The 18,970-nt window shown below is 64.1% G+C and carries 16 protein-coding genes; 12 read left to right on the forward strand and 4 right to left on the reverse strand.

The features are described 5' to 3' along the window. Positions 1 to 244: 244 nt before the first annotated feature. The 12 genes from AC0L3J_RS09310 (at position 245) to AC0L3J_RS09365 (ending at position 13,986) form a co-directional block, all read left to right on the forward strand. On the forward strand, positions 245 to 1,843 hold the full coding sequence (locus AC0L3J_RS09310) for an ABC transporter substrate-binding protein (RefSeq protein ID WP_456765320.1): 1,599 nt from the start codon (positions 245 to 247) through the stop codon (positions 1,841 to 1,843). 99 nt (positions 1,844 to 1,942) lie between these two features. Further along, positions 1,943 to 2,923: an ABC transporter permease gene (locus tag AC0L3J_RS09315; RefSeq protein ID WP_456765321.1), complete on the forward strand. Its 981-nt coding sequence runs from the start codon at positions 1,943 to 1,945 to the stop codon at positions 2,921 to 2,923. Continuing rightward, the gene (locus AC0L3J_RS09320) at positions 2,924 to 3,892 is read left to right on the forward strand and encodes an ABC transporter permease (protein ID WP_456765322.1); all 969 of its coding nucleotides are present in this window, start codon (positions 2,924 to 2,926) and stop codon (positions 3,890 to 3,892) included. 13 nt (positions 3,893 to 3,905) lie between these two features. Beyond that, positions 3,906 to 4,892, forward strand: coding sequence for an ABC transporter ATP-binding protein (locus AC0L3J_RS09325; protein WP_456765323.1), 987 nt, complete (start codon positions 3,906 to 3,908; stop codon positions 4,890 to 4,892). After that, complete coding sequence (locus tag AC0L3J_RS09330) at positions 4,889 to 5,878, forward strand: ABC transporter ATP-binding protein (RefSeq protein ID WP_456765324.1); 990 nt, start codon at positions 4,889 to 4,891, stop codon at positions 5,876 to 5,878. The genes AC0L3J_RS09325 and AC0L3J_RS09330 overlap by 4 nt, the downstream gene beginning before the upstream one ends. Positions 5,879 to 5,959: 81 nt before the next feature. After that, entirely contained in the window at positions 5,960 to 7,765 is a 1,806-nt protein-coding gene (locus AC0L3J_RS09335; protein WP_456765325.1) for a gamma-glutamyltransferase family protein, read from the forward strand. A gap of 9 nt (positions 7,766 to 7,774) precedes the next feature. Beyond that, positions 7,775 to 8,485 (forward strand): DUF1028 domain-containing protein, encoded by a 711-nt coding sequence (locus tag AC0L3J_RS09340; RefSeq protein ID WP_456765326.1) that lies wholly within the window; start codon positions 7,775 to 7,777, stop codon positions 8,483 to 8,485. Beyond that, entirely contained in the window at positions 8,482 to 9,471 is a 990-nt protein-coding gene (locus AC0L3J_RS09345; protein WP_456765327.1) for an ABC transporter ATP-binding protein, read from the forward strand. The genes AC0L3J_RS09340 and AC0L3J_RS09345 overlap by 4 nt, the downstream gene beginning before the upstream one ends. Beyond that, a complete protein-coding gene (locus tag AC0L3J_RS09350) occupies positions 9,471 to 10,571 on the forward strand; it encodes an ABC transporter ATP-binding protein (RefSeq protein ID WP_473346809.1) in 1,101 nt (366 codons plus the stop codon). Before AC0L3J_RS09345 ends, AC0L3J_RS09350 begins: the two co-directional genes overlap by 1 nt. 23 nt (positions 10,572 to 10,594) lie before the next feature. Next, entirely contained in the window at positions 10,595 to 12,118 is a 1,524-nt protein-coding gene (locus AC0L3J_RS09355; protein ID WP_456765329.1) for an ABC transporter substrate-binding protein, read from the forward strand. 31 nt (positions 12,119 to 12,149) lie between these two features. After that, entirely contained in the window at positions 12,150 to 13,091 is a 942-nt protein-coding gene (locus AC0L3J_RS09360) for an ABC transporter permease (RefSeq protein ID WP_456765330.1), read from the forward strand. Positions 13,092 to 13,095: 4 nt separating this feature from the next. Further along, positions 13,096 to 13,986: an ABC transporter permease gene (locus AC0L3J_RS09365; RefSeq protein WP_456765331.1), complete on the forward strand. Its 891-nt coding sequence runs from the start codon at positions 13,096 to 13,098 to the stop codon at positions 13,984 to 13,986. Here AC0L3J_RS09365 and cnbZ read toward each other — a convergent pair. The 4 genes from cnbZ to AC0L3J_RS09385 are packed head-to-tail and all read right to left on the reverse strand — an operon-like array spanning position 13,983 to position 18,969. Continuing rightward, complete coding sequence (gene cnbZ, locus AC0L3J_RS09370) at positions 13,983 to 14,729, reverse strand: 2-amino-5-chloromuconate deaminase CnbZ (RefSeq protein ID WP_456765332.1); 747 nt, start codon at positions 14,727 to 14,729, stop codon at positions 13,983 to 13,985. The genes AC0L3J_RS09365 and cnbZ overlap by 4 nt on opposite strands. A 9-nt stretch (positions 14,730 to 14,738) precedes the next feature. Next, entirely contained in the window at positions 14,739 to 15,989 is a 1,251-nt protein-coding gene (locus tag AC0L3J_RS09375) for an adenylate/guanylate cyclase domain-containing protein (protein ID WP_456765333.1), read from the reverse strand. Beyond that, a complete protein-coding gene (locus tag AC0L3J_RS09380; RefSeq protein ID WP_007593876.1) occupies positions 15,986 to 16,375 on the reverse strand; it encodes a response regulator in 390 nt (129 codons plus the stop codon). Before AC0L3J_RS09380 ends, AC0L3J_RS09375 begins: the two co-directional genes overlap by 4 nt. Then, positions 16,372 to 18,969, reverse strand: a complete 2,598-nt coding sequence (locus AC0L3J_RS09385) for an ATP-binding protein (RefSeq protein WP_456765334.1) — start codon at positions 18,967 to 18,969, stop codon at positions 16,372 to 16,374. Before AC0L3J_RS09385 ends, AC0L3J_RS09380 begins: the two co-directional genes overlap by 4 nt. Position 18,970: the final 1 nt, after the last annotated feature.

The following is an 18,970-nucleotide window of genomic DNA, read 5'->3' on the forward strand; positions in this document are numbered from 1 at the left end:
CAAGCGACCTGAGGCCAGTGGCGGCGCTCCCGCTTCGGCGATCGGCGCATATGGTCAATCAAAATTGCCCGCGCCCGCGCCCATCCACCCGTCAATGCCGGTCAGCATTGCTGCACAGCGGTGCAACTTGGCGCGTTCCTTGCTGGAATGGCGCTTGCACGGGTCGAGAACTCTGGGCAACATGGTTCGATCAGCCCCGCCGAACAATCAAAAATGACGGTGCGGGCGAGTGGAGAGGTCAAGAATGTCAGTCGGACGAAGTCTGTTTGCGGCGACGCTCGCCAGTATGCTTGCGTTGGCGGTTTCGCCGGCGTCGAGCCAGACGCTGCGCTATGCCAACCAGGGTGAACTCAAGTCGCTCGACCCGTACACGCTGAACGAGTCGACCACCAGTGCGCATCTCGGTCATGTCTATGAGGGCCTGGTTGCCCGCGGCAAGGACCTGAAGATCGTCCCGGCACTCGCCGAAAGCTGGGAGACGCCGGAGCCGACACGCTGGCGCTTTCACCTGCGCAAGGATGTCAAATTCCACAACGGTGACCCCTTCACCGCGGACGACGTGGTGTTCTCGGCCGAACGAGTGCGGGCGAAAGGTTCGAATTTCCAGAGCCGCGTTCCCGCCGATGCCAAGGTGGTCAAGATCGACGATTACACCGTCGATTTCATCCTGACCTCGCCCAATCCCATTCTGACGGCGCTGTGGGCGACCTGGTACATCATGGACAAGAAATGGGCAGAGGCGAACGATGCGGTGGCACCGACGCCCGCAGCCGCGACGACCCCGAGCTACGCCTCGCTCCATGAAAACGGCACCGGACCCTTCACCATCGAGAGCCATCAACCGGGCGTGAAGACCGTCTTCAAGGCCAATCCGAACTGGTGGCGTAAGCCGGAGCATAATCTGAAGGAGATCGTCTTCACGCCGATCGCCAACCCCGCCACGCGTGTTGCGGCGCTGTTGTCCGGCGAAGTCGACGTGATCGAGCCGGTTCCGGTCCAGGACATCGAGCGCGTGAAGGCTAGTCCGAACGCCACCGTGCTGACGGGACCTGAACTCCGCACCATCTTTGTCGGCATGGATCAGGCGCGTGACGAGCTCTTGTACTCCAACGTCAAGGGCAAGAATCCGTTCAAGGACGTCCGCGTCCGCGAAGCCGTCTACCGGGCAATCGACATCGACCTGATCAAGAATCGCGTCATGCGCGGACTGTCCACGCCGTCCGCATTGATGGTCGCACCAGAGATCTTTGCCGCGAAGGATTTCACCCGGCCGAAGCTCGATCCCGACGCCGCCAAGAAGCTTCTGGCTGACGCCGGCTATCCCGAGGGTTTCGAAGTCACGATGGACTGCCCCAACGATCGCTACGTCAATGACGCCGCGATCTGTCAGGCCGTCGTCGGCATGCTCGCCCGCATCGGCCTCAAAGTGGAGCTGCTGGCGCAACCCAAGGCCCAGTATTTCGCCAAGGTTCTGAAGCCCGGCGGCTACAAGACGTCGTTCTTCATGCTGGGCTGGACCCCCGACACGCTGGACTCCCATAACGTCCTGCACGACATCATGGGTTGCCGCGATGATCCCAAGGATCCCAACCGCGGCGAAGCCAATCTCGCTGGTTACTGCAACAAGCAATTCGACGAACTCGCGGACAAGGTTCTCCTGGAACTCGATACGGCCAAGCGCGATCTGCTGATCAAGCAGGCTTGGGAGATCTCGATGAAGGACTGGGCCTACGTGCCGCTGCATCAGCAGGCGCTGGCCTGGGGCGTGTCCAAGAAGGTCAAGCTGACCCAGCGCGCGGACAACCAGGTCCTGCTCTACTGGGCGACCAAGCAGGACGAGTAGGTGTCGACAAGTTGTGAAGTCCCGGAAGCCCTGGCTTCCGGGACTTGCTATTTCGGGCTAACGCAATGATGCGCTACTGAAGAAATGTGAAAGGAACAGATGCTCGCTTTCACACTGCGCCGGGCTATTCAGGCCATTGGTGTCATGATCGCCGTCGGGATCATCTCCTTTTCGATGTTTCGTTTCGCCGGCGATCCTGTGAACCAGATGGTCGGGATGGACACGTCCGGCGCCGAACGCGCCGCGATCCGCAAATCGCTCGGCCTCGACGATCCCGTGATCGTGCAGTTCGGCCGCTATATCGGCAATGCTGCGCAGTTCAAGTTCGGCGTCTCCTACCAGTTCCGTCTGCCTGTCGCCAATCTTCTGATGGAGCGGATGCCCGCGACCCTGGAGCTCGCGATCTGCGCCACCATCTTCGCGATGCTCTGTGGCATCCTGATGGGTGTCTATTCGGCGCTACGCCGCGATAGCTGGCTGACACACGCGTTCCAGGCGATCTCGCTGATCGGCATCTCGCTGCCGACCTTCCTGATCGGCATTCTCATGATCTACCTGTTCTCGGTGACGCTCGGCTGGCTGCCCTCGTTCGGGCGCGGCGACGTCGTGCATATCGGCTGGTGGACGACAGGTTTGCTGACGCTGTCCGGACTGAAGGCGCTGATCATGCCCTCGATCACGCTGGGCTTGTTCCAGATGACGCTGATCATGCGGCTGGTCCGCACCGAGATGCTCGAAGTCATGCGCACCGACTACATTCGCTTCGCCCGTGCCCGCGGCCTCACCACGCGCGCCATCCATTACGGTCATGCGCTGCGCAACACGCTGATCCCCGTCATCACGGTGGCCGGCCTGCAATTTGGCTCGGTAATTGCATTTGCGATCATCACCGAGACCGTGTTCCAGTGGCCCGGCATGGGGTTGCTGTTCGTGCAGGCCGTGCAGAATGTCGATATCCCGATCATGGCTGCCTATCTGATGATGGTGTCCCTGATCTTCGTCACCATCAATCTCGTGGTTGATATCCTCTACACCATCGTCGATCCGCGGCTGCGCTCGACGATCAGCCGGGCACATTGAATGAGCGAAGCCGTCGTCCCGCACAAGGTCGAAGAACGCGGCACGCGCGCCGACGCGCCGGGTTGGTTCAAACGCGCGCTCGACAGCGACCTGTTCTATTCATTTCGCCGCTCCAAGATCACCATGGTCGCAGCGGCGGTGACGCTGCTGTTCTTCCTGGTCGCGATCCTCGCCTCGGTGCTGTCGGTCCAGAATCCCTTCGACCCGGCACAGCTCCAGCTGATGAACTCGCGCATCTCGCCATTATGGACCTCCGACGGCCAGAGCCCGTTCCTGCTCGGCACCGACGAACAAGGTCGGGACGTGTTGTCCGCGATCCTTTACGGCATGCGCATCTCGCTTCTCGTCGGCGTGCTCGGCGTCGTCTTCTCCGGCGCGATCGGCATCCTGCTCGGGCTGACGGCCGGCTATTTCGGCGGTGCCGTCGACGGGCTGATCATGCGCATCGCCGACGTGCAGCTTTCATTCCCGGCGATCCTGATCGCGCTGCTGATCAACGGCATCGCCAAATCGGTCTTCGGCAACAAGCTCGACGAGATGAGCATGCTGGCTGTCCTGGTCTTCGCGATCGGGTTGAGCTTTTGGGTGCAATATGCCCGCACAGTACGCGGCTCCGTCATGGTCGAGAAGAACAAGGACTATGTCGCCGCCGCCCAGCTCATTGGCCTGCCCGCCCCGGTGATCATGTTGCGCCATGTGCTGCCGAACACGATGGGGCCGATTCTCGTCATCGCCACCATCAATCTCGCGCTCGCTATCATCACCGAGGCGACGCTGTCGTTCCTCGGCTCGGGGATGCCCGAGACCATGCCATCGCTGGGCACGCTGATCCGCATCGGCAATAACTATCTGTTCGCGGGCGAATGGTGGATCGTCGCCTTCCCTGGAATCGCACTCGCGGCGCTGATCCTGGCGATCAATCTGCTCGGCGACTGGCTGCGTGACGCGCTTAACCCGAAACTCCGATGAGTATGCAGCGTTCATGACCGAGCCCGTTCTCTCCGTTCGTAATCTTCAGGTCGAGTTCGCCTCCCGCCGGGGCACGTTGCGCGCGATCGATAATGTCTCCTTCGACATCGCCAAAGGCGAGGTGCTCGGTGTTGTCGGCGAGTCCGGCGCAGGCAAATCGGTCACCGGACTCGCGGTCATTGGCCTGATCGATTCCCCGGGCCGCATCTCGGGCGGCGAGATCCGCCTCTCCGGCCTGCGCATCGACAATCTGCCGCAAGAAGAGATGCGCCGCGTGCGGGGAAAACGCATCGGCATGATCTTCCAGGACCCCCTCACCTCGCTCAATCCGCTGTACAAGATCGGCGACCAGCTCATCGAGACGATCAGAACCCATCTGAACCTGTCCGAGACCGCCGCCCGCCGCCGAGCCATCGACCTGCTCGCCGAAGTCGGAATCCCGGCTCCGGAAAAGCGCATCGACGGCTATCCGCACGAATTCTCCGGCGGCATGCGCCAGCGCGTGGTGATTGCGCTCGCGATCTGCGCCGAACCGGAGCTGATCATCGCCGACGAGCCGACCACCGCGCTCGACGTCTCGGTGCAGGCGCAGATCATCTCGCTCATCAAGCGTCTCGGCCGCGACCACGGCACCGCGGTGATGCTGGTGACCCACGACATGGGCGTGATCGCCGAGACCTCCGACCGGGTCGCGGTGATGTATGCCGGCCGCGTCGCGGAGATCGGTCCGGTGCAGGATGTCGTGCAGAACGCGCTGCATCCTTACGCCAAGGGCCTGATGGGCGCGATCCCGACGCTCGCGGGCGACGACAAGCGTCTGGTGCAAATTCCCGGCTCGATGCCGCGATTGTCTGCGATTCCGCGCGGGTGCTCGTTCAATCCACGCTGCGCGTTGGCGTTCGATCGCTGCCGTGTCGAGCGACCGGAGCCACTGCCACGGGGCGCGCAATCGGTCGCCTGCCATCTCTATGACGGAGTGCCGGCGGAGAGCGCGGCATGAGCACTCCCTTCGTTCAGGCCACGAATCTGCGCCGCGTCTTCGACGTCTCGAAACCCTGGCTCAACCGCATGCTCGAAGGCGGGCAGCTCGAATATCTCAAGGCCGTCGACGGCGTCACCTTCGACATCAGGAAGGGCGAGACCTTTGCACTGGTCGGCGAATCCGGCTCGGGCAAGACCACGGTGGCGAGGATGATCGTCGGCTTGCTGCCGCCAAGCTCCGGCAACGTCCTGATCGACGGCATCTCGATGACCGATCCGCGGCAGGCCCAGGCGCGGCGGAAACTGCGCCGCCGCATCCAGATGATCTTTCAGGATCCCTATGCGAGCCTGAACCCACGCTTCCGGGTCGACGCCATCATCTCCGAGCCGATCCGCGCTTTCGACCTGATCGAGGGCGAGCGCGACATCCAGGCCCGCGTCGGAGAGCTTCTCACCCTGGTCGGCCTGCATCCCGACGACAGGTTGAAATTTCCGCACGAATTCTCGGGCGGCCAGCGTCAGCGAATCGCGATCGCTCGCGCGCTCGCCTCCGACGCGGAGTTCATCGTCTGCGACGAGCCAACCTCCGCGCTCGACGTCTCCGTGCAGGCGCAGATCCTGAACCTGATGCGCGACCTCCAGGACAAGTTCGGCCTGACCTACATGTTCATCAGCCACAACCTCGCCGTGGTCCGCCACATGGCGAGCCGCGTCGGCGTGATGTATCTCGGCCGCATCGTCGAGATCGCGGAAGGGCGCGAGCTGTTTGCCCGTCCGCGCATGCCCTACACCAAGATGCTGCTGGGGGCCGTGCCCGATCTTGCCATGAGCGGCCGCCAGCGCATTCCGGTGAAGGGCGAGATCCCGAACCCGATCAATCCGCCGTCCGGGTGCGCCTTTAATCCGCGTTGCCCGCTGGCGTTCGATCTCTGCCGCAGGGAAGCACCTGAATTGATCGACGGCGTCGCCTGCCATGCGGTCAACACCGCGCCGGTACCGGCGTGACGCGCGCGTGCCATGCAGCCTGCGCATTTGGCGGCGGCCTGGCCCTGTGATCAATTGCGCGCGCCGCAAATGAGGTAGTCCATGGCCAGCATCGTCAATCCCGATCCCTTCACGACACGCCCCGAGATCGAAGGCACCTTTGGGGTCGTCGCGACCACGCACTGGATCGCGACTGCTATCGGCATGGCCATCCTGGAAAAGGGCGGCAACGCCTTTGACGCCGGCGTCGCCACGGCTTTCACGCTCCAGGTGGTCGAGCCGCATCTGAACGGCCCCGGCGGCGACGTTCCGATCATCGTGCACGACGTGAAGCGCGGCCGCACCGAGGTGATCTGCGGCCAGGGTCCGGCCCCGGCCCGCGCCACCATCGCGCATTACAAGAGCGAAGGCCTCGACATGGTGCCCGGCACCGGCCTGCTCGCGGCCTGCGTCCCCGGCACCTTCGAATCCTGGATGATGCTGCTGCGTGACTACGGCACGATGCGCGTGCGCGACGTGCTGGAGCCCGCGATCTCCTATGCGCGAGACGGCTATCCGCTGGTCGAGCGCGCCTGCGCCACGATCCAGACCGTCGAGCAATTATTCCGCAAGCATTGGCCGACGTCAGCCGCCGTCTATCTCCCGAACGGCGAAGTGCCAAAGCCCGGCACGCTCTTCACCAACAAGACACTTGCGGCGACCTACGCACGAATCCTGAGCGAAGCCGAAAGTGGCGGCGGCGGCCGCGACGCGGAGATCGAGCGCGCACGCAAGGCGTGGTCGCAGGGTTTCGTCGCGGAAGCCATCGACAAATTCTGCCGGACGCAGGACGTGATGGACGTCAGCGGCTCGCCACATCGCGGTGTGCTGACTGCCGATGACATGGCGCGCTGGCAGCCGACGGTCGAGGCCCCGCTCACCTACGATTATGGCCGCTACACCGTCTGCAAGGCCGGGGTCTGGAGCCAGGGTCCCGTGACGCTGCAGCAGCTCGCGCTGCTGAAGGGTTTTGCGCTCGATGGGCTGGACCCGACCGGGCCGGAATTCATCCATCTCCAGATCGAATGCGCCAAGCTCGCCTTCGCCGACCGCGAGAAATTCTACGGCGATCCTGAGTTCAGCGAGATCCCGATCGGAACGCTGCTGTCGGATGCCTACAACAACGAGCGCCGCAAGCTCGTCACCGACATGGCCTCGCTCGATCTCCGGCCCGGTGCGATCGAGGGCTTTGGCGGCGTGGTCAAGCTGCGCCGCGCCGAGGGCCAGCGTGAGGCTGTCGGCGCGCTCGGCGCCGGTGAACCGACGGTGGGCCGCTTCGGCGAGGTGCGCGGCGACACCGTGCATTTCGACATCATCGACAAGGCCGGCAACATGGTGTCCTCGACGCCATCAGGCGGCTGGCTGCAATCCTCTCCGATCATTCCCGAGCTCGGCTTCTGCCTCGGCAGCCGCGCGCAGATGTTCGATCTGGAGGAGAACCAACCGAGCTCGCTCGCGCCCGGCAAGCGGCCGCGCACCACGCTGTCCCCCACCATGGCATTGTGCGACGGCGAGCCTTATCTCGCCTGGGGCTCGCCCGGCGGCGACCAGCAGGACCAGTGGATCACGCAGTTCTTCCTGCGACACGTCCATTGCAACCTCAATCTCCAGGAAGCGATCGACGCCCCGGCCTGGCACTCCGAGCATTTCCCGATCTCGTTCTGGCCCCGCACCGCGCGCCCCGGCGTGCTCGTGGTCGAGAACCGTGTGCCGAAGGCAACGATCGCGAATCTTCGCGAACGCGGACATATCGTCGAGGTCGGACCGGATTGGTCGGAAGGCCGTCTCACCGCGGCCTCGCGCGTCGGTCCGCGCCGCCGCGCCGCCGCCAATCCACGCGGCATGCAGGGCTACGCCGCAGGGCGCTAAAGGCAGCACATGACCTGGTCGATCATCGCGCGCGATTCTGCTACCGGCCAGTTTGGCATCGCCGTAGCCACGCGCTTCTTTGCCGTCGGCGCGCGTGTGCCCTACATCGCGGCGGGCCTTGGCGCCATCGCGACGCAGGCCTTCGTCAATCCTTATTACGGCATCGATGGCGTCAAGCTGCTGCGTCAGGGTCTCAACGCACACGATGCGGTGGCCGCCCTGCTCGCGACCGACGACGGCCGCGAGAGCCGCCAGATCCACATCATGGACGCCAGCGGCGCGATTGCCGCGCATACCGGACGCGAGTGCGTCGATTGGTGCGGACACATTGCGGGCAGCGGCTTTTCGATCGCCGGCAACATGCTCGCGGGCGCCGATGTGCTCGACGAGACCGCAAAGACCTATATCGCCAATGATAGCCTGCCCTTCCCACGCCGCCTACTCGCCGCGATGCGCGGGGGCGAAGCCGCCGGCGGCGACAAGCGCGGCAAGCAGTCCGCTGCGCTCCTGATCCACGGCGAGGAGGAATGGCCGGCATTGGACCTGCGCGCCGACGATCATCCCGATCCGCTCGGTGAGCTCGAGCGGCTCGAACGGGTCAGCCACGAGCTCTGGGTCCACTTCCGCGCCTCCATGCCGACGCGGCAAAACCCGGCCGGCAACACCGATCGCAGTGTCATCGACGCCAGCATCGCCGCAGCGCGCGCAAGACAATCATGAGCGCAAGCCCTCTCATCGAGATCAAGGATCTGCGTATTCGTTTTCACGGCGACGACGGCCGCGTCACCCATGCGGTCGACAGTGTCGATCTCAGCGTCGCCAATGGCGCGACGCTCGGCCTCGTCGGCGAATCCGGCTGCGGCAAGAGCGTGACGTCGCTGGCGATCATGGGCCTGCTGCCGAAGCAGAGCGCGGAGATCTCCGGCGCGATCCGCTTCGACGGTTTCGACCTGCTCAAGACGTCGGACCAGACCCTGCGCGACCTTCGCGGCAACCGGCTCGCGATGATCTTTCAGGAGCCGATGACCTCGCTCAATCCGAGCTTCACGATCGGCGACCAGATCGTCGAGACGATTTTGCGCCACCGCGGCGGCTCGCGCAGGAGTGCGCGCGAGCGGGCGATCGATCTGCTGCGTCGCGTCCACATCCCATCGCCCGAGCGGCGGATCGACGAATATCCGCACAAGCTCTCCGGCGGCATGCGCCAGCGCGTCATGATCGCGATGGCGCTCGCCTGCGACCCGCGGCTGCTGATCGCGGACGAGCCAACCACCGCGCTCGATGTCACGCTGCAGGCGCAGATCCTCGAGCTGATGCGCGAGTTGAAGGCGGCGAGCGGCGCGGCCATCATTCTAATTACCCACGATCTCGGCGTCGTCGCCGAAGTCTGCGACGAGGTCGCGGTGATGTATGCCGGCGAGATCGTCGAGCGCGCACCGGTCGACGAGCTGTTCTCGACGCCGCAACATCCCTACACTGTCGGCCTGCTCGGCTCGATCCCGCGGCTCGACCATCGCGCCGAACAGCTTGCCACAATCGAGGGCATGGTTCCGAATATGGCGCAGCCGCCGGCGGGATGCCGTTTCGCCGCACGCTGCCCCTTCGTGCTGGAGGCCTGCACCAAGGCGCCACCGCCGCTGGTCGAAATCAGTCCCGGCCACCTCTCGCGCTGCATCCGCGCGCCGCTCGAACGTCTGGTGTCGTGATGGCGCTGCTCGAGGTCGACGGCCTAGTCAAGCATTTCGTCGCCGAGCGCTCGCTGTTCGGCCGGGCGCTGGCGCATGTCAAAGCCGTCGATGGCGTTTCCTTCTCGCTCGATGCCGGCAAGACGTTGGCGCTGGTCGGTGAATCCGGCTGCGGCAAATCCACCGTCAGCCGCCTGGTGCTGCGGCTGATCGAGCCGGATGCAGGCACGATCCGGTTCGAAGGCCGCGATCTCCTATCGCTCGACGCCGGCGCGCTGCGCGCCTTTCGCCGCGAGGCCCAGATCATCTTCCAGGATCCTTACGCCTCGCTCAATCCGCGCATGACCGTCGGCCAGATCCTGACCGAGCCGCTGGCGCTGCACAACCTGGTGCCGCCCGCCCGGCGGCGCGAACGCATCGAGGAGATCTTGCGGCTGGTCGGGCTGGAGCCGCGGCTGGCGCGGCGTTATCCGCACGAGTTTTCCGGCGGCCAGCGCCAGCGCATCGCCATCGCCCGCGCTCTCGCGGTCGAGCCGAAACTGATCATCTGCGATGAGCCGGTCTCGGCGCTCGACGTCTCGATCCGCTCGCAGATCCTCAATCTGCTGCGCGAGCTCCAGGACCGGCTTGGGCTGGCCTACATTTTCGTCTCGCACGACCTCGCGGTGGTCAAGCACATCGCCGACCACGTGGCGGTGATGAATCTCGGCCAGATCGTCGAAACGGCGGCGGCGGACGCACTGTTTGCGGCGCCCCGCCATCCCTATAGCCGGGCCCTGCTGTCCGCGATCCCGGTGCCTAAACCGCGGGCAAAGCGCAGCCGGATTGTGCTGCAGGGAGAGATCCCCAGCGCGCTCAATCCGCCGCCGGGATGCCGCTTCCACACCCGCTGCCCCTACGTGGTCGATCGTTGCCGCAGCGAAATGCCTCAGCTCGTGCCGGATGGCATCGGACATGCAACGGCATGCCACCGAACGTCGGAACTGCCTTCGTCCGAGGCGATCGTCCCGACGGACGGCGGCTTCTCCCCGGTTCTCGAAAAATTGGTCGCCGCCTTCAGCGGCGGCCCGGAAGCAGTCCGCGGTAGCGGGGTTAGTCCATTGGGGACGAACCCGGCATAGCCGTAAAACAGAGGTTGAGAGCGATGAGACCTATGCGTTTGGCACTCCTGGCGTCGGCATTGCTGACGTCGCTCGTGAGCGCGGCCCAAACCCAGGCCCAAGCCCAGACCACGCTTCGCATCGGCATCGGCGAGGACCCTGATATCCTCGACCCCAGTATCGGCCGCACCTATGTCGGCCGCATCGTGTTCTCCGCCTTCTGCGACAAGCTGTTCGACATCGACGAGAAGCTCAACATCGTGCCGCAGCTCGCGCTGTCCCATGAGACGTCGGCCGACGGCAAGGAGATGATCATCAAGCTCCGGCCGAACGTGAAATTCCACGACGGCGAGCCGCTCGACGCGGAAGCGGCAAAGTTCTCGATCGAGCGTCACATGACGCTGCCGGGTTCGTTCCGCAAGTCCGAGCTCGCCAGCGTCGACCATGTCGAGGTCGTCGATCCCCTGGCCATCAAGCTGGTGCTCAAGACGCCTTACTCGCCCCTGATCGCCCAGCTGACCGACCGCTCCGGCATGATGGTGTCGCCGAAGGCCGCCAAGGAAGCCGGCGACAAGTTCGGCCTGCATCCGGTCTGCGCCGGTCCCTACAAGTTCGTCGAGCGCGTGCAGCAGGACCGCATGGTGTTCGAGAGATTCGCCGACTACTGGAACAAGGACAACATCCATATCGACCGCGTAGTGTTCCTGCCGATCGTGGACGCCACGGTGCGCCTTGCCAACCTGAAGTCCGGCGGGCTCGATCTGATCGAGCGCGTGCTCGCCACCGACATCAAGGACGTCCGTGCCGACCCCAAGCTGGTGCTGTCGACCGCGCCTGAGCTGGGCTATCTCGGCCTGACTATCAATATTGGCAACGACAAAGCCAAGGGGCCGCTGAGCCAATCCGCGAAAGTCCGCCAGGCGCTCGATCTGTCGATCGATCGCGAGGCGATCAACCAGGTCGTGTTCAACGGCGAGTTCACCCCCGGCAATCAATGGGTCAGCCCGACGCATCCCTACTACCAGAAGGCATTCCCCCTTCACGGTCGCGACATCGCAAAGGCCAAGGCGCTGTTGAAGGAGGCTGGCGTCAGCCTGCCCGTAACCGTCGACTACATGGTGCCCAAGGGAACCGAGTACGAGGCCGTCGCCCAGGTCGTGCAGTCCATGGCCGCCGAAGCAGGTTTCGACATCAGGGTCCGCGTCGTCGAATTCGCGACCACCTTCAAGCAGGCCCAGGCCGGCGAGTTCCAGATATTCCAGATCAACTGGAGCGGCCGCATCGACCCCGATGGCAACTCCTATATCTTCATGCGCAGCAAGGCACCGCAGAACGATGGCGTCTATTCGAATCCGGAGACCGATAAGCTGCTGGAAGAAGGAAGGCTGACCGCCAATGTCGCGGAGCGCAAAGCAATCTACGAAAAGATGGCCAAGATCCTGCTCGACGATTTGCCGATCATCTACATCTACCACCGCACGCTTCTGATTGCGCACACCACCAAGCTCCAGGGCTACAGGCAGATGCCCGACGGGCTGGTGCGCGTGGTCGGGCTGAAGTTCAAGTGAGCGTGGCATCGCCTGACAACCGGCCGGCGCCATGCTGAACTTTCTCGCCCGACGCATCGCGCAGATCGTGCCGACACTGTTCTTCGTGTCGTTGCTGATCTTCTCGCTCCAGCAATTGTTGCCGGGTGATCCGGCACTGGTGATGGCCGGCGAGGAGCGCGATCCCGCGGCAATCGAACAGATCCGCCATCAATACCGGCTCGATCAGCCGATCCCCGTGCAGTACGTTTATTGGCTCAAGGGCGTTCTATCAGGCAATTTCGGTGAATCGCTGCGCAACAAGATGCCGGTGCGCGAGCTGATCGCACAGAAACTGCCGGTGACGCTCCAGCTCGGCTCGATGGCAATGTTGATCGCGCTCCTGATCGGCATTCCCGCCGGCATCGTCTCCGCCGTGAAAAGGGGCACCGTCTGGGACTATGGCGCCAATTTGTTCGCGCTGTGGGGCATCTCGACGCCGAATTTCTGGCTCGGCATCATGCTGATCTTCCTGTTCTCGATCGAACTCGGCTGGCTGCCGGCGTCCGGCTACGTGCCATTGACCGAGAACTGGCGTGCGAGCCTCGCCGCCACCATCATGCCGGCCTTCGTGCTCGGCAACGCGATTTCCGCGGTCCTGATGCGGCACACCCGGAGCGCCATGCTGCAGGTGCTGGAAAGCGACTATGTCCGCACCGCGCGCGCCAAGGGATTGTCCGAACGCTCGGTCATCCTCAAGCACGCCATGCGCAACGCACTCACGCCGATCATCACGCTCGGTGCGCTCGAGCTCGGCACGCTATTGTCGGGGGCGGTTCTGACCGAGCAGATCTTCTCCATTCCCGGCTTCGGCAAACTGATCGTGGACGCCGTGTTCAACCGCGATTACGCGGTGGTACAGGGCGTCGTGCTGGTGACGGCGACGGTCTACATCACGCTGAACCTGGTTGCCGATGTCGCCTACATCCTCGTCAATCCGCGGCTGCGGGGCTAGACTCATGGCCGATGCCGCCCTGCCCGCCGCTGCTCCTATCGTGCAAGCTGACGAGCTGGACAGCCCGGCGCGGCGCGCCCGGCGCCGCTTGTTCAAACGCAAGGCTGCAGTGTTCGGACTTGTGATGATCACGTTGTTCGTTGGGATCGCGCTGCTCGCGCCACTCGTCGTGCCCTACGATCCCATCGCGACGAGCTGGAGCCTGGTCCGCAAGCCGCCCACTGCGGCGCACTGGTTTGGCACCGACGAGCTCGGTCGCGACATTCTGAGCCGCGTCGTCTACGGCGCCCGCGCGTCGCTGCTCGCGGGCCTCATCTCAGTCGCGATCGCGCTGGGCGTCGGCGTCCCGCTCGGCCTGCTTGCCGGCTATCGCGGCGGCTTCGTCGATGCGCTGATCAGCCGGATGACCGACGCGATGCTGGCCTGCCCGTTCCTGATTCTGGCGATCGCGCTCGCCGCATTCCTCGGCCCGAGCCTCGGCAACGCCATGATCGCGATCGGCATCTCGGCAACCCCGATCTTCATCCGCCTGACCCGTGGCCAGGTGTTGAACGTCAAGGCAGAGGATTATGTCGAGGCGGCGCGCGCGCTCGGCAATCCGCCGTGGCGAATCGCGTTCTCGCACATCCTGCCGAACATCCTGCCGGCGCTGCTGGTGCAGGCGACGCTGTCGATTGCGGCTGCCATCATCGCCGAAGCCGCGCTGTCCTTCCTGGGCCTCGGCCAGCAGCCGCCGGCGCCATCCTGGGGCAGCATGCTCAACGCAGCGCAGCGCTTCCTGACGCAGGCGCCCTGGATGGCGATCTGGCCGGGGCTAGCGATCTTCCTCGTGGTGCTGTCGCTGAACCTGCTCGGGGACGGCCTGCGCGACGCGCTCGATCCGCGCCAGCGCTAGATCACGGTCTCGCGCATCACCCTACGGCAATCCATCTCGTATTCGAGATCGACCACCGGCGGCCGGGCATAGTGCCAGGTCAGGCCGGACCGCAACGCCCCGCGGCGGACGAGCTCGTCGACCAGCGCGTGGTGGAAGTCGTGCACGGAATAGGCCTGCACGCCGGTCGTGTCCTTCCAGCCGAAGCCGAAGGCCGTCATCCTGTTCTCCATCTGGGACGTCGTCGTAAATCGCACCTTCTCGCGAAGGCCTTCCGGACTGAGGTCGCGGTAGCGCACGGTGCGCTCGACATAGGTCCCATTGCCCTCGCGCGCCTCGGCGCCGCCTGATATCACGAAGCTCGGCGTCTTCGAGACTGTCGGCCGCGTGAAGGAGAACGCATAGAACGACGGCTCGGCCGGTGGATCGATCTCGGGACAGACATTGCTGCGCGCCACCGGATTGGTGGTGCCGTCGAAGATGCCCCATTCGGACAGCGTCTTTACATAGTGCAAGTTGAACGCGCGAAAGCCTTCCTCGCTGAAGGCCGCGGGCGAGCGCAGTTCGCAGGCGCAGAACGCCGTCAGCGGCCGCCCCGCCTCCTGAATATACTTCGCGGCAAGCGCAAACCCTTCCGCGAGCGGCACCAGCCGGTCGAAGCGGACGCGCTCGATCTCGTAGCCGTCGTCCGCGGCCGCACCGGCCGAATACTGGAATACGGATGGAATGAAACGGTAATTGCCGGCGGAGAATTCACCAATCATGTCGGACTCCTATTCCAGTTGCATGCGAATGCCCTTGGCGCCGTTGAGCAGGCGCTTCAGGTGAAAGCCGGCCAGGGAATCGTCGGCATGCATGCCGACCAGCGCAGCGAAAGCCGGCATGGCCGCGGCATCACCGGCCTCCATCTTGGCAAAAGCCTCGGAATACAGCGCCGTTTCCGGCGCAGCGAATTGGGTCGGCGTCAGCGGCTCGAACGCGCGCAACGGCTCGCTGCGTCCGCGCAGCATCAGCTCCCCGACGGGACGACCCCGGAAATTCTCGGCCGCCTCGGCAATGCCGGCACTGACGCAAATCCGCGTGCCCAGATGTTTGTTCGCGGCTTCGAGCCGCGCCGCGATGTTGATGGAGTCGCCATACGCGGTGTAGTCGAAAAACCGGTTGCCGCCGAAATTTCCGACCAGCGCCGGCCCGGCGTGAATGCCGATGCGGGTGGTGCCGAAATTCACGCCCTTCGGCTTCCAACGCGCGGAAAAGTCCTCCGCCCAGGCGTCGAGATCGTGTGCGCAGGCGATTGCACGTGTCGCATAGTCCGGCTGATCCCCGGGCGCGTTGAAGAGCACCTGGATCGCATCGCCGATGATCTTGGCGACAGTCCCCTCGTGCGCGAAGACAACCTCGGTCATGCCGCCGACATACTCGTTGAGAAGCGCGCCCAGCGTCTCCGGCGGCGCACTCTCGACCAGCGAGGTGAAGCCGGTAATATCCGTGAAGATGGTCGCGACATCGCGCCACTGCACTTCGATTCCCTCGCTCTCACCACTGGCCGCCAGACGCTTGGCGAGCTCGGGCGAGAAATGACGCGAGAGCGCGGCATGGGCGCGCTCTGCTTCCGCCTGGCGGCCTCGCACCTCACGCAGCATTTCGATGTGGCGAATGGTCTTCTGGATCGTCATCTCCAGGTCGGCGAAATCGATCGGTTTGGTCAGGAAGTCGAACGCACCGCGGTTCATCGCAGTGCGGATATTGCTCATGTCGCCATAGGCCGACACGATGATGGTGGACTTCTTGTCTTCGGCTTCCTGGAGCTTCGCCAGCAGCGACAGCCCGTCCATCCTGGGCATGTTGATGTCGGAGACCACCATGTCGACATGCGGGTTCTGCTCGAGTGACTGCAGCGCTTCGAGGCCGTCGCGCGCGAACATGATGGTTACCGACCCGTCGCGAATCTGCCTGCGGAATTTTTGCAGGACCAACGCCTCGAGATCCGGCTCGTCGTCGACGAAGAGGATAGTCGCGGTCATGCGGCTTGTCCGAGCCTCGTGTCGATTTCCTGCCGCAGCAGCGCGAAATCGATCGGCTTGGTGAGAAGTCCGACTGCGCCGCGCTCGATCGCCTTCCGCCGCGTCTCGGCGTCTCCGTAGGCGGTGATCATGATGACGGGAACGTCCGGATGCGCAAGACGCACCTTCGGCAGCATGTCGAGCCCGCTCATGCCGGGCATGTTGATGTCGGATAAAATTAGGATCAACGAGGGATCGCGAACCTCGGCGGCGAGCTTCAGCGCATCAGGCGCGGACGGCGCGAATTCCATCTGGAAGCGGCCGGCGCGCAAATCGCGCCGGAACTGCTGCCGGAACAGCGCCTCGACGTCGGGTTCGTCATCGACGACCAGGATGTAAACGTTCAACTCTTGCCTCCGGAAGTGTCGCCCGCCGCCATCATGCGCGGCAGGGTGATGATGAATTCGGTGAACACACCGGGCTCGGTGTTCACGTCGATCGTGCCGCCGTGCTGATTCACGACGATGTCATGGCTCATGGAAAGGCCGAGCCCGGTGCCCTCGCCGGCCGGCTTGGTGGTGAAGAAGGGATTGAACATCTTCTCCTTCACCTCGGACGGGATCCCGGTACCGTTGTCGCGAATGCGGATCTCGACCTTGTCGCCGAAAGTTCTGGTTGCCGCGCACAGGGTGGGCTCGAAGGCGTCTGGGGCGCTCTCCTTGCGCTGGGCAGTGGCGTAGAAGCCGTTCGAGATCAGATTGAGGAAGACTCGCGTAATCTCCTGCGGATAGACATCGACCATGCCTGCGGCGGGGTCGAAGCCGCGCTCGATCGTGACATTGAAGCCGGGCCGTTCGGCACGTGCGCCGTGATAGGCGAGATTGAGGCTCTCCTCCAGGATCGCGTTGATATCGCTGGGGCGATGCTCGCCGGAGCCTTCGCGCGAATGCAGCAGCATGTTCCTGACGATGGAATCGGCGCGCTTGCCATGCTGCACCACTTTTTCGAGGTTGCTCTTCAGCATGCCAGTCAGCTCCTCGACCTCCTCTTTTGTCGTGCCGTCGAGCGAGGCCGCTTGCAAGGCCTCGTTGAGCTCGTCGATCAGCTCGGTCGAGACCGCCGAGAAATTGTTGACGAAATTGAGCGGGTTCTTGATCTCGTGCGCGATCCCCGCCGTGAGCTGGCCGAGGGACGCAAGCTTCTCGGTCTGTATCAGACGGTCCTGCGCGGTGCGAAGATCGTCGAGGGATTGCGACAGCTCCGTCGTACGCTTGCGCAACTCGTTCAGCAGCCGCGTATTTTCGATTGCAATGACGGCTTGCTTCGTAAAGTTCTCAACCAACGCGATCTGCTTGTCGGTGAACGGCCGGACCTCTTTGCGATAAACTGCGACGGTTCCGATCAGCTCGCTGTCCCTCATCATGGGCACGATGACGATCGTGCGGGCGCCGGCAACGTCGGAGATTCCACGAATGGTCGGACCTCCGGCCAGATAGGCCGGAGTTTGTTGCACATCGTGAACGTGGACAACCTGACGTGTCCTGACGACCTCAGCAAGCGCGCTCTCCGGATGAGGACGGATCGCCATATCTTTCCGCGAAGCCGCGAACGCGGGCGGCACATTGTAATCCGCAGCAATCGTGAAACTCTCACCATTCCACAAATTCATCACGCCGAAACTTGCGCCACAGACGCGTGTGGCATTCTCGAGCATCTTGTTGAACACCGGCGCGAGTTCGCCCGGAGACGAGCTGATGACCTGCAACACTTCCGACGTAGCCGTTTGTTGCGCGAGCGACTCGGTCAACTCGGCCGTTCTCACCTCGACCTTTTTCTCCAGGTCTGCATACGATTCCTGCAGGCGCTCGCCCATGTGGTTGAACTGGTCTGCGAGACCCTCGAGCTCGTCACCGGTTCTGATCGAGATGCGCTGGGAGAAATCGCCGCTGCCGATGCGCTCGGCGCCGCTCCGCAGCGCCTGGATCGGCCCGACCATGCGGCGCGCGAGGAATATCCCGGCAAGCACCGCGAAGGTCGACGCCGCGAGCAGCACGAATGCAAGCCGTTCCAACGCGGCATAGAGCGCCGCATAGGCCTCCTCGACCGGGAGCTCGACGAACATGGTCCAGTGCAGCGGCGCGATCGGGGCCGACGCGGTCAGCACCTTCCGTCCCTGGAGATTGCGCGCTTCGGAAAGCGCGTCGAGCGTGGCGCTGCCTCCGGCAAGTGCGGCGCGCACCTGGGTGAGACCAGACATGTCGGTGTTGCGCAGGACCAGGCTGATATCGGGGTGCGCGATCAGGCGTCCTTCCGGACCGACCACGTAGGCGTGTCCATGCTCGCCGACCTTGATCTGGGATACAACGTCCCAGATCAGCTTGAGATTGACTTCCGCGATGCTGACGCCGGCATCCTTGCGCGACCCGGCCTGCGCCAGGGTCATGTACGGCTCGGACTCCCTGCGGAAATAGACCGGACCGTAAAAAACCTTGTGCGCGACCGCCTCGGTGAACTTCGGATCGTCCGACAGGTCGATGCCGCTGTCGATCGCATCCATTGCGAGCCGCGAGACCCGCAGCCGCTCCCTGCCGGTCGCATCGACCTGGGCGAGCTCGGTGACCGCGGGGACCTGGCGCAGCAGCCGCAGCGCATCGAAGCGGCGCTGCTCGATTGAACCCACCGACCAGGGCAGCTGCGTGGTCCAGCCGAGCTGGCTCTCGATCTCCTTGACGAACTGACCGATCTTGGCCGCGGCTGCCTCGGCCTGTTCATGCTGGACCCGGATCAGCGCGGCCTTGTGCTCGCGATAATAGAAGAGGACCTCGAACAGCCCGTTGGCCAGCAGCGCGATCGCGACGACAGCCACGAACAGCGCCACATATTTGGTGAAGAGCCGGCTCCTGATCCCTTGCCCTGGCGTCGTACCGGACGCGACGCCATCCGGCGCCGCGCTCGGCAGCGCCCGTGCTTGCGGGGTGTCGGGATGGAGGGAAAGGCTCATC

It is taken from the genome of Bradyrhizobium sp. Kon37 (assembly GCF_055807535.1).

What these genes read in the sequence shown, in the direction of transcription:
- AC0L3J_RS09310 (WP_456765320.1), top strand. Translation starts at nt 245, where the DNA reads ATGTCAGTCGGACGAAGTCTGTTTGCGGCGACGCTCGCCAGTATGCTT.
- AC0L3J_RS09315 (WP_456765321.1), top strand. Translation starts at nt 1,943, where the DNA reads ATGCTCGCTTTCACACTGCGCCGGGCTATTCAGGCCATTGGTGTCATG.
- AC0L3J_RS09320 (WP_456765322.1), top strand. Translation starts at nt 2,924, where the DNA reads ATGAGCGAAGCCGTCGTCCCGCACAAGGTCGAAGAACGCGGCACGCGC.
- AC0L3J_RS09325 (WP_456765323.1), top strand. Translation starts at nt 3,906, where the DNA reads ATGACCGAGCCCGTTCTCTCCGTTCGTAATCTTCAGGTCGAGTTCGCC.
- AC0L3J_RS09330 (WP_456765324.1), top strand. Translation starts at nt 4,889, where the DNA reads ATGAGCACTCCCTTCGTTCAGGCCACGAATCTGCGCCGCGTCTTCGAC.
- AC0L3J_RS09335 (WP_456765325.1), top strand. Translation starts at nt 5,960, where the DNA reads ATGGCCAGCATCGTCAATCCCGATCCCTTCACGACACGCCCCGAGATC.
- AC0L3J_RS09340 (WP_456765326.1), top strand. Translation starts at nt 7,775, where the DNA reads ATGACCTGGTCGATCATCGCGCGCGATTCTGCTACCGGCCAGTTTGGC.
- AC0L3J_RS09345 (WP_456765327.1), top strand. Translation starts at nt 8,482, where the DNA reads ATGAGCGCAAGCCCTCTCATCGAGATCAAGGATCTGCGTATTCGTTTT.
- AC0L3J_RS09350 (WP_473346809.1), top strand. Translation starts at nt 9,471, where the DNA reads ATGGCGCTGCTCGAGGTCGACGGCCTAGTCAAGCATTTCGTCGCCGAG.
- AC0L3J_RS09355 (WP_456765329.1), top strand. Translation starts at nt 10,595, where the DNA reads ATGAGACCTATGCGTTTGGCACTCCTGGCGTCGGCATTGCTGACGTCG.
- AC0L3J_RS09360 (WP_456765330.1), top strand. Translation starts at nt 12,150, where the DNA reads ATGCTGAACTTTCTCGCCCGACGCATCGCGCAGATCGTGCCGACACTG.
- AC0L3J_RS09365 (WP_456765331.1), top strand. Translation starts at nt 13,096, where the DNA reads ATGGCCGATGCCGCCCTGCCCGCCGCTGCTCCTATCGTGCAAGCTGAC.
- cnbZ (WP_456765332.1), bottom strand. Translation starts at nt 14,729, where the DNA reads ATGATTGGTGAATTCTCCGCCGGCAATTACCGTTTCATTCCATCCGTA.
- AC0L3J_RS09375 (WP_456765333.1), bottom strand. Translation starts at nt 15,989, where the DNA reads ATGACCGCGACTATCCTCTTCGTCGACGACGAGCCGGATCTCGAGGCG.
- AC0L3J_RS09385 (WP_456765334.1), bottom strand. Translation starts at nt 18,969, where the DNA reads ATGAGCCTTTCCCTCCATCCCGACACCCCGCAAGCACGGGCGCTGCCG.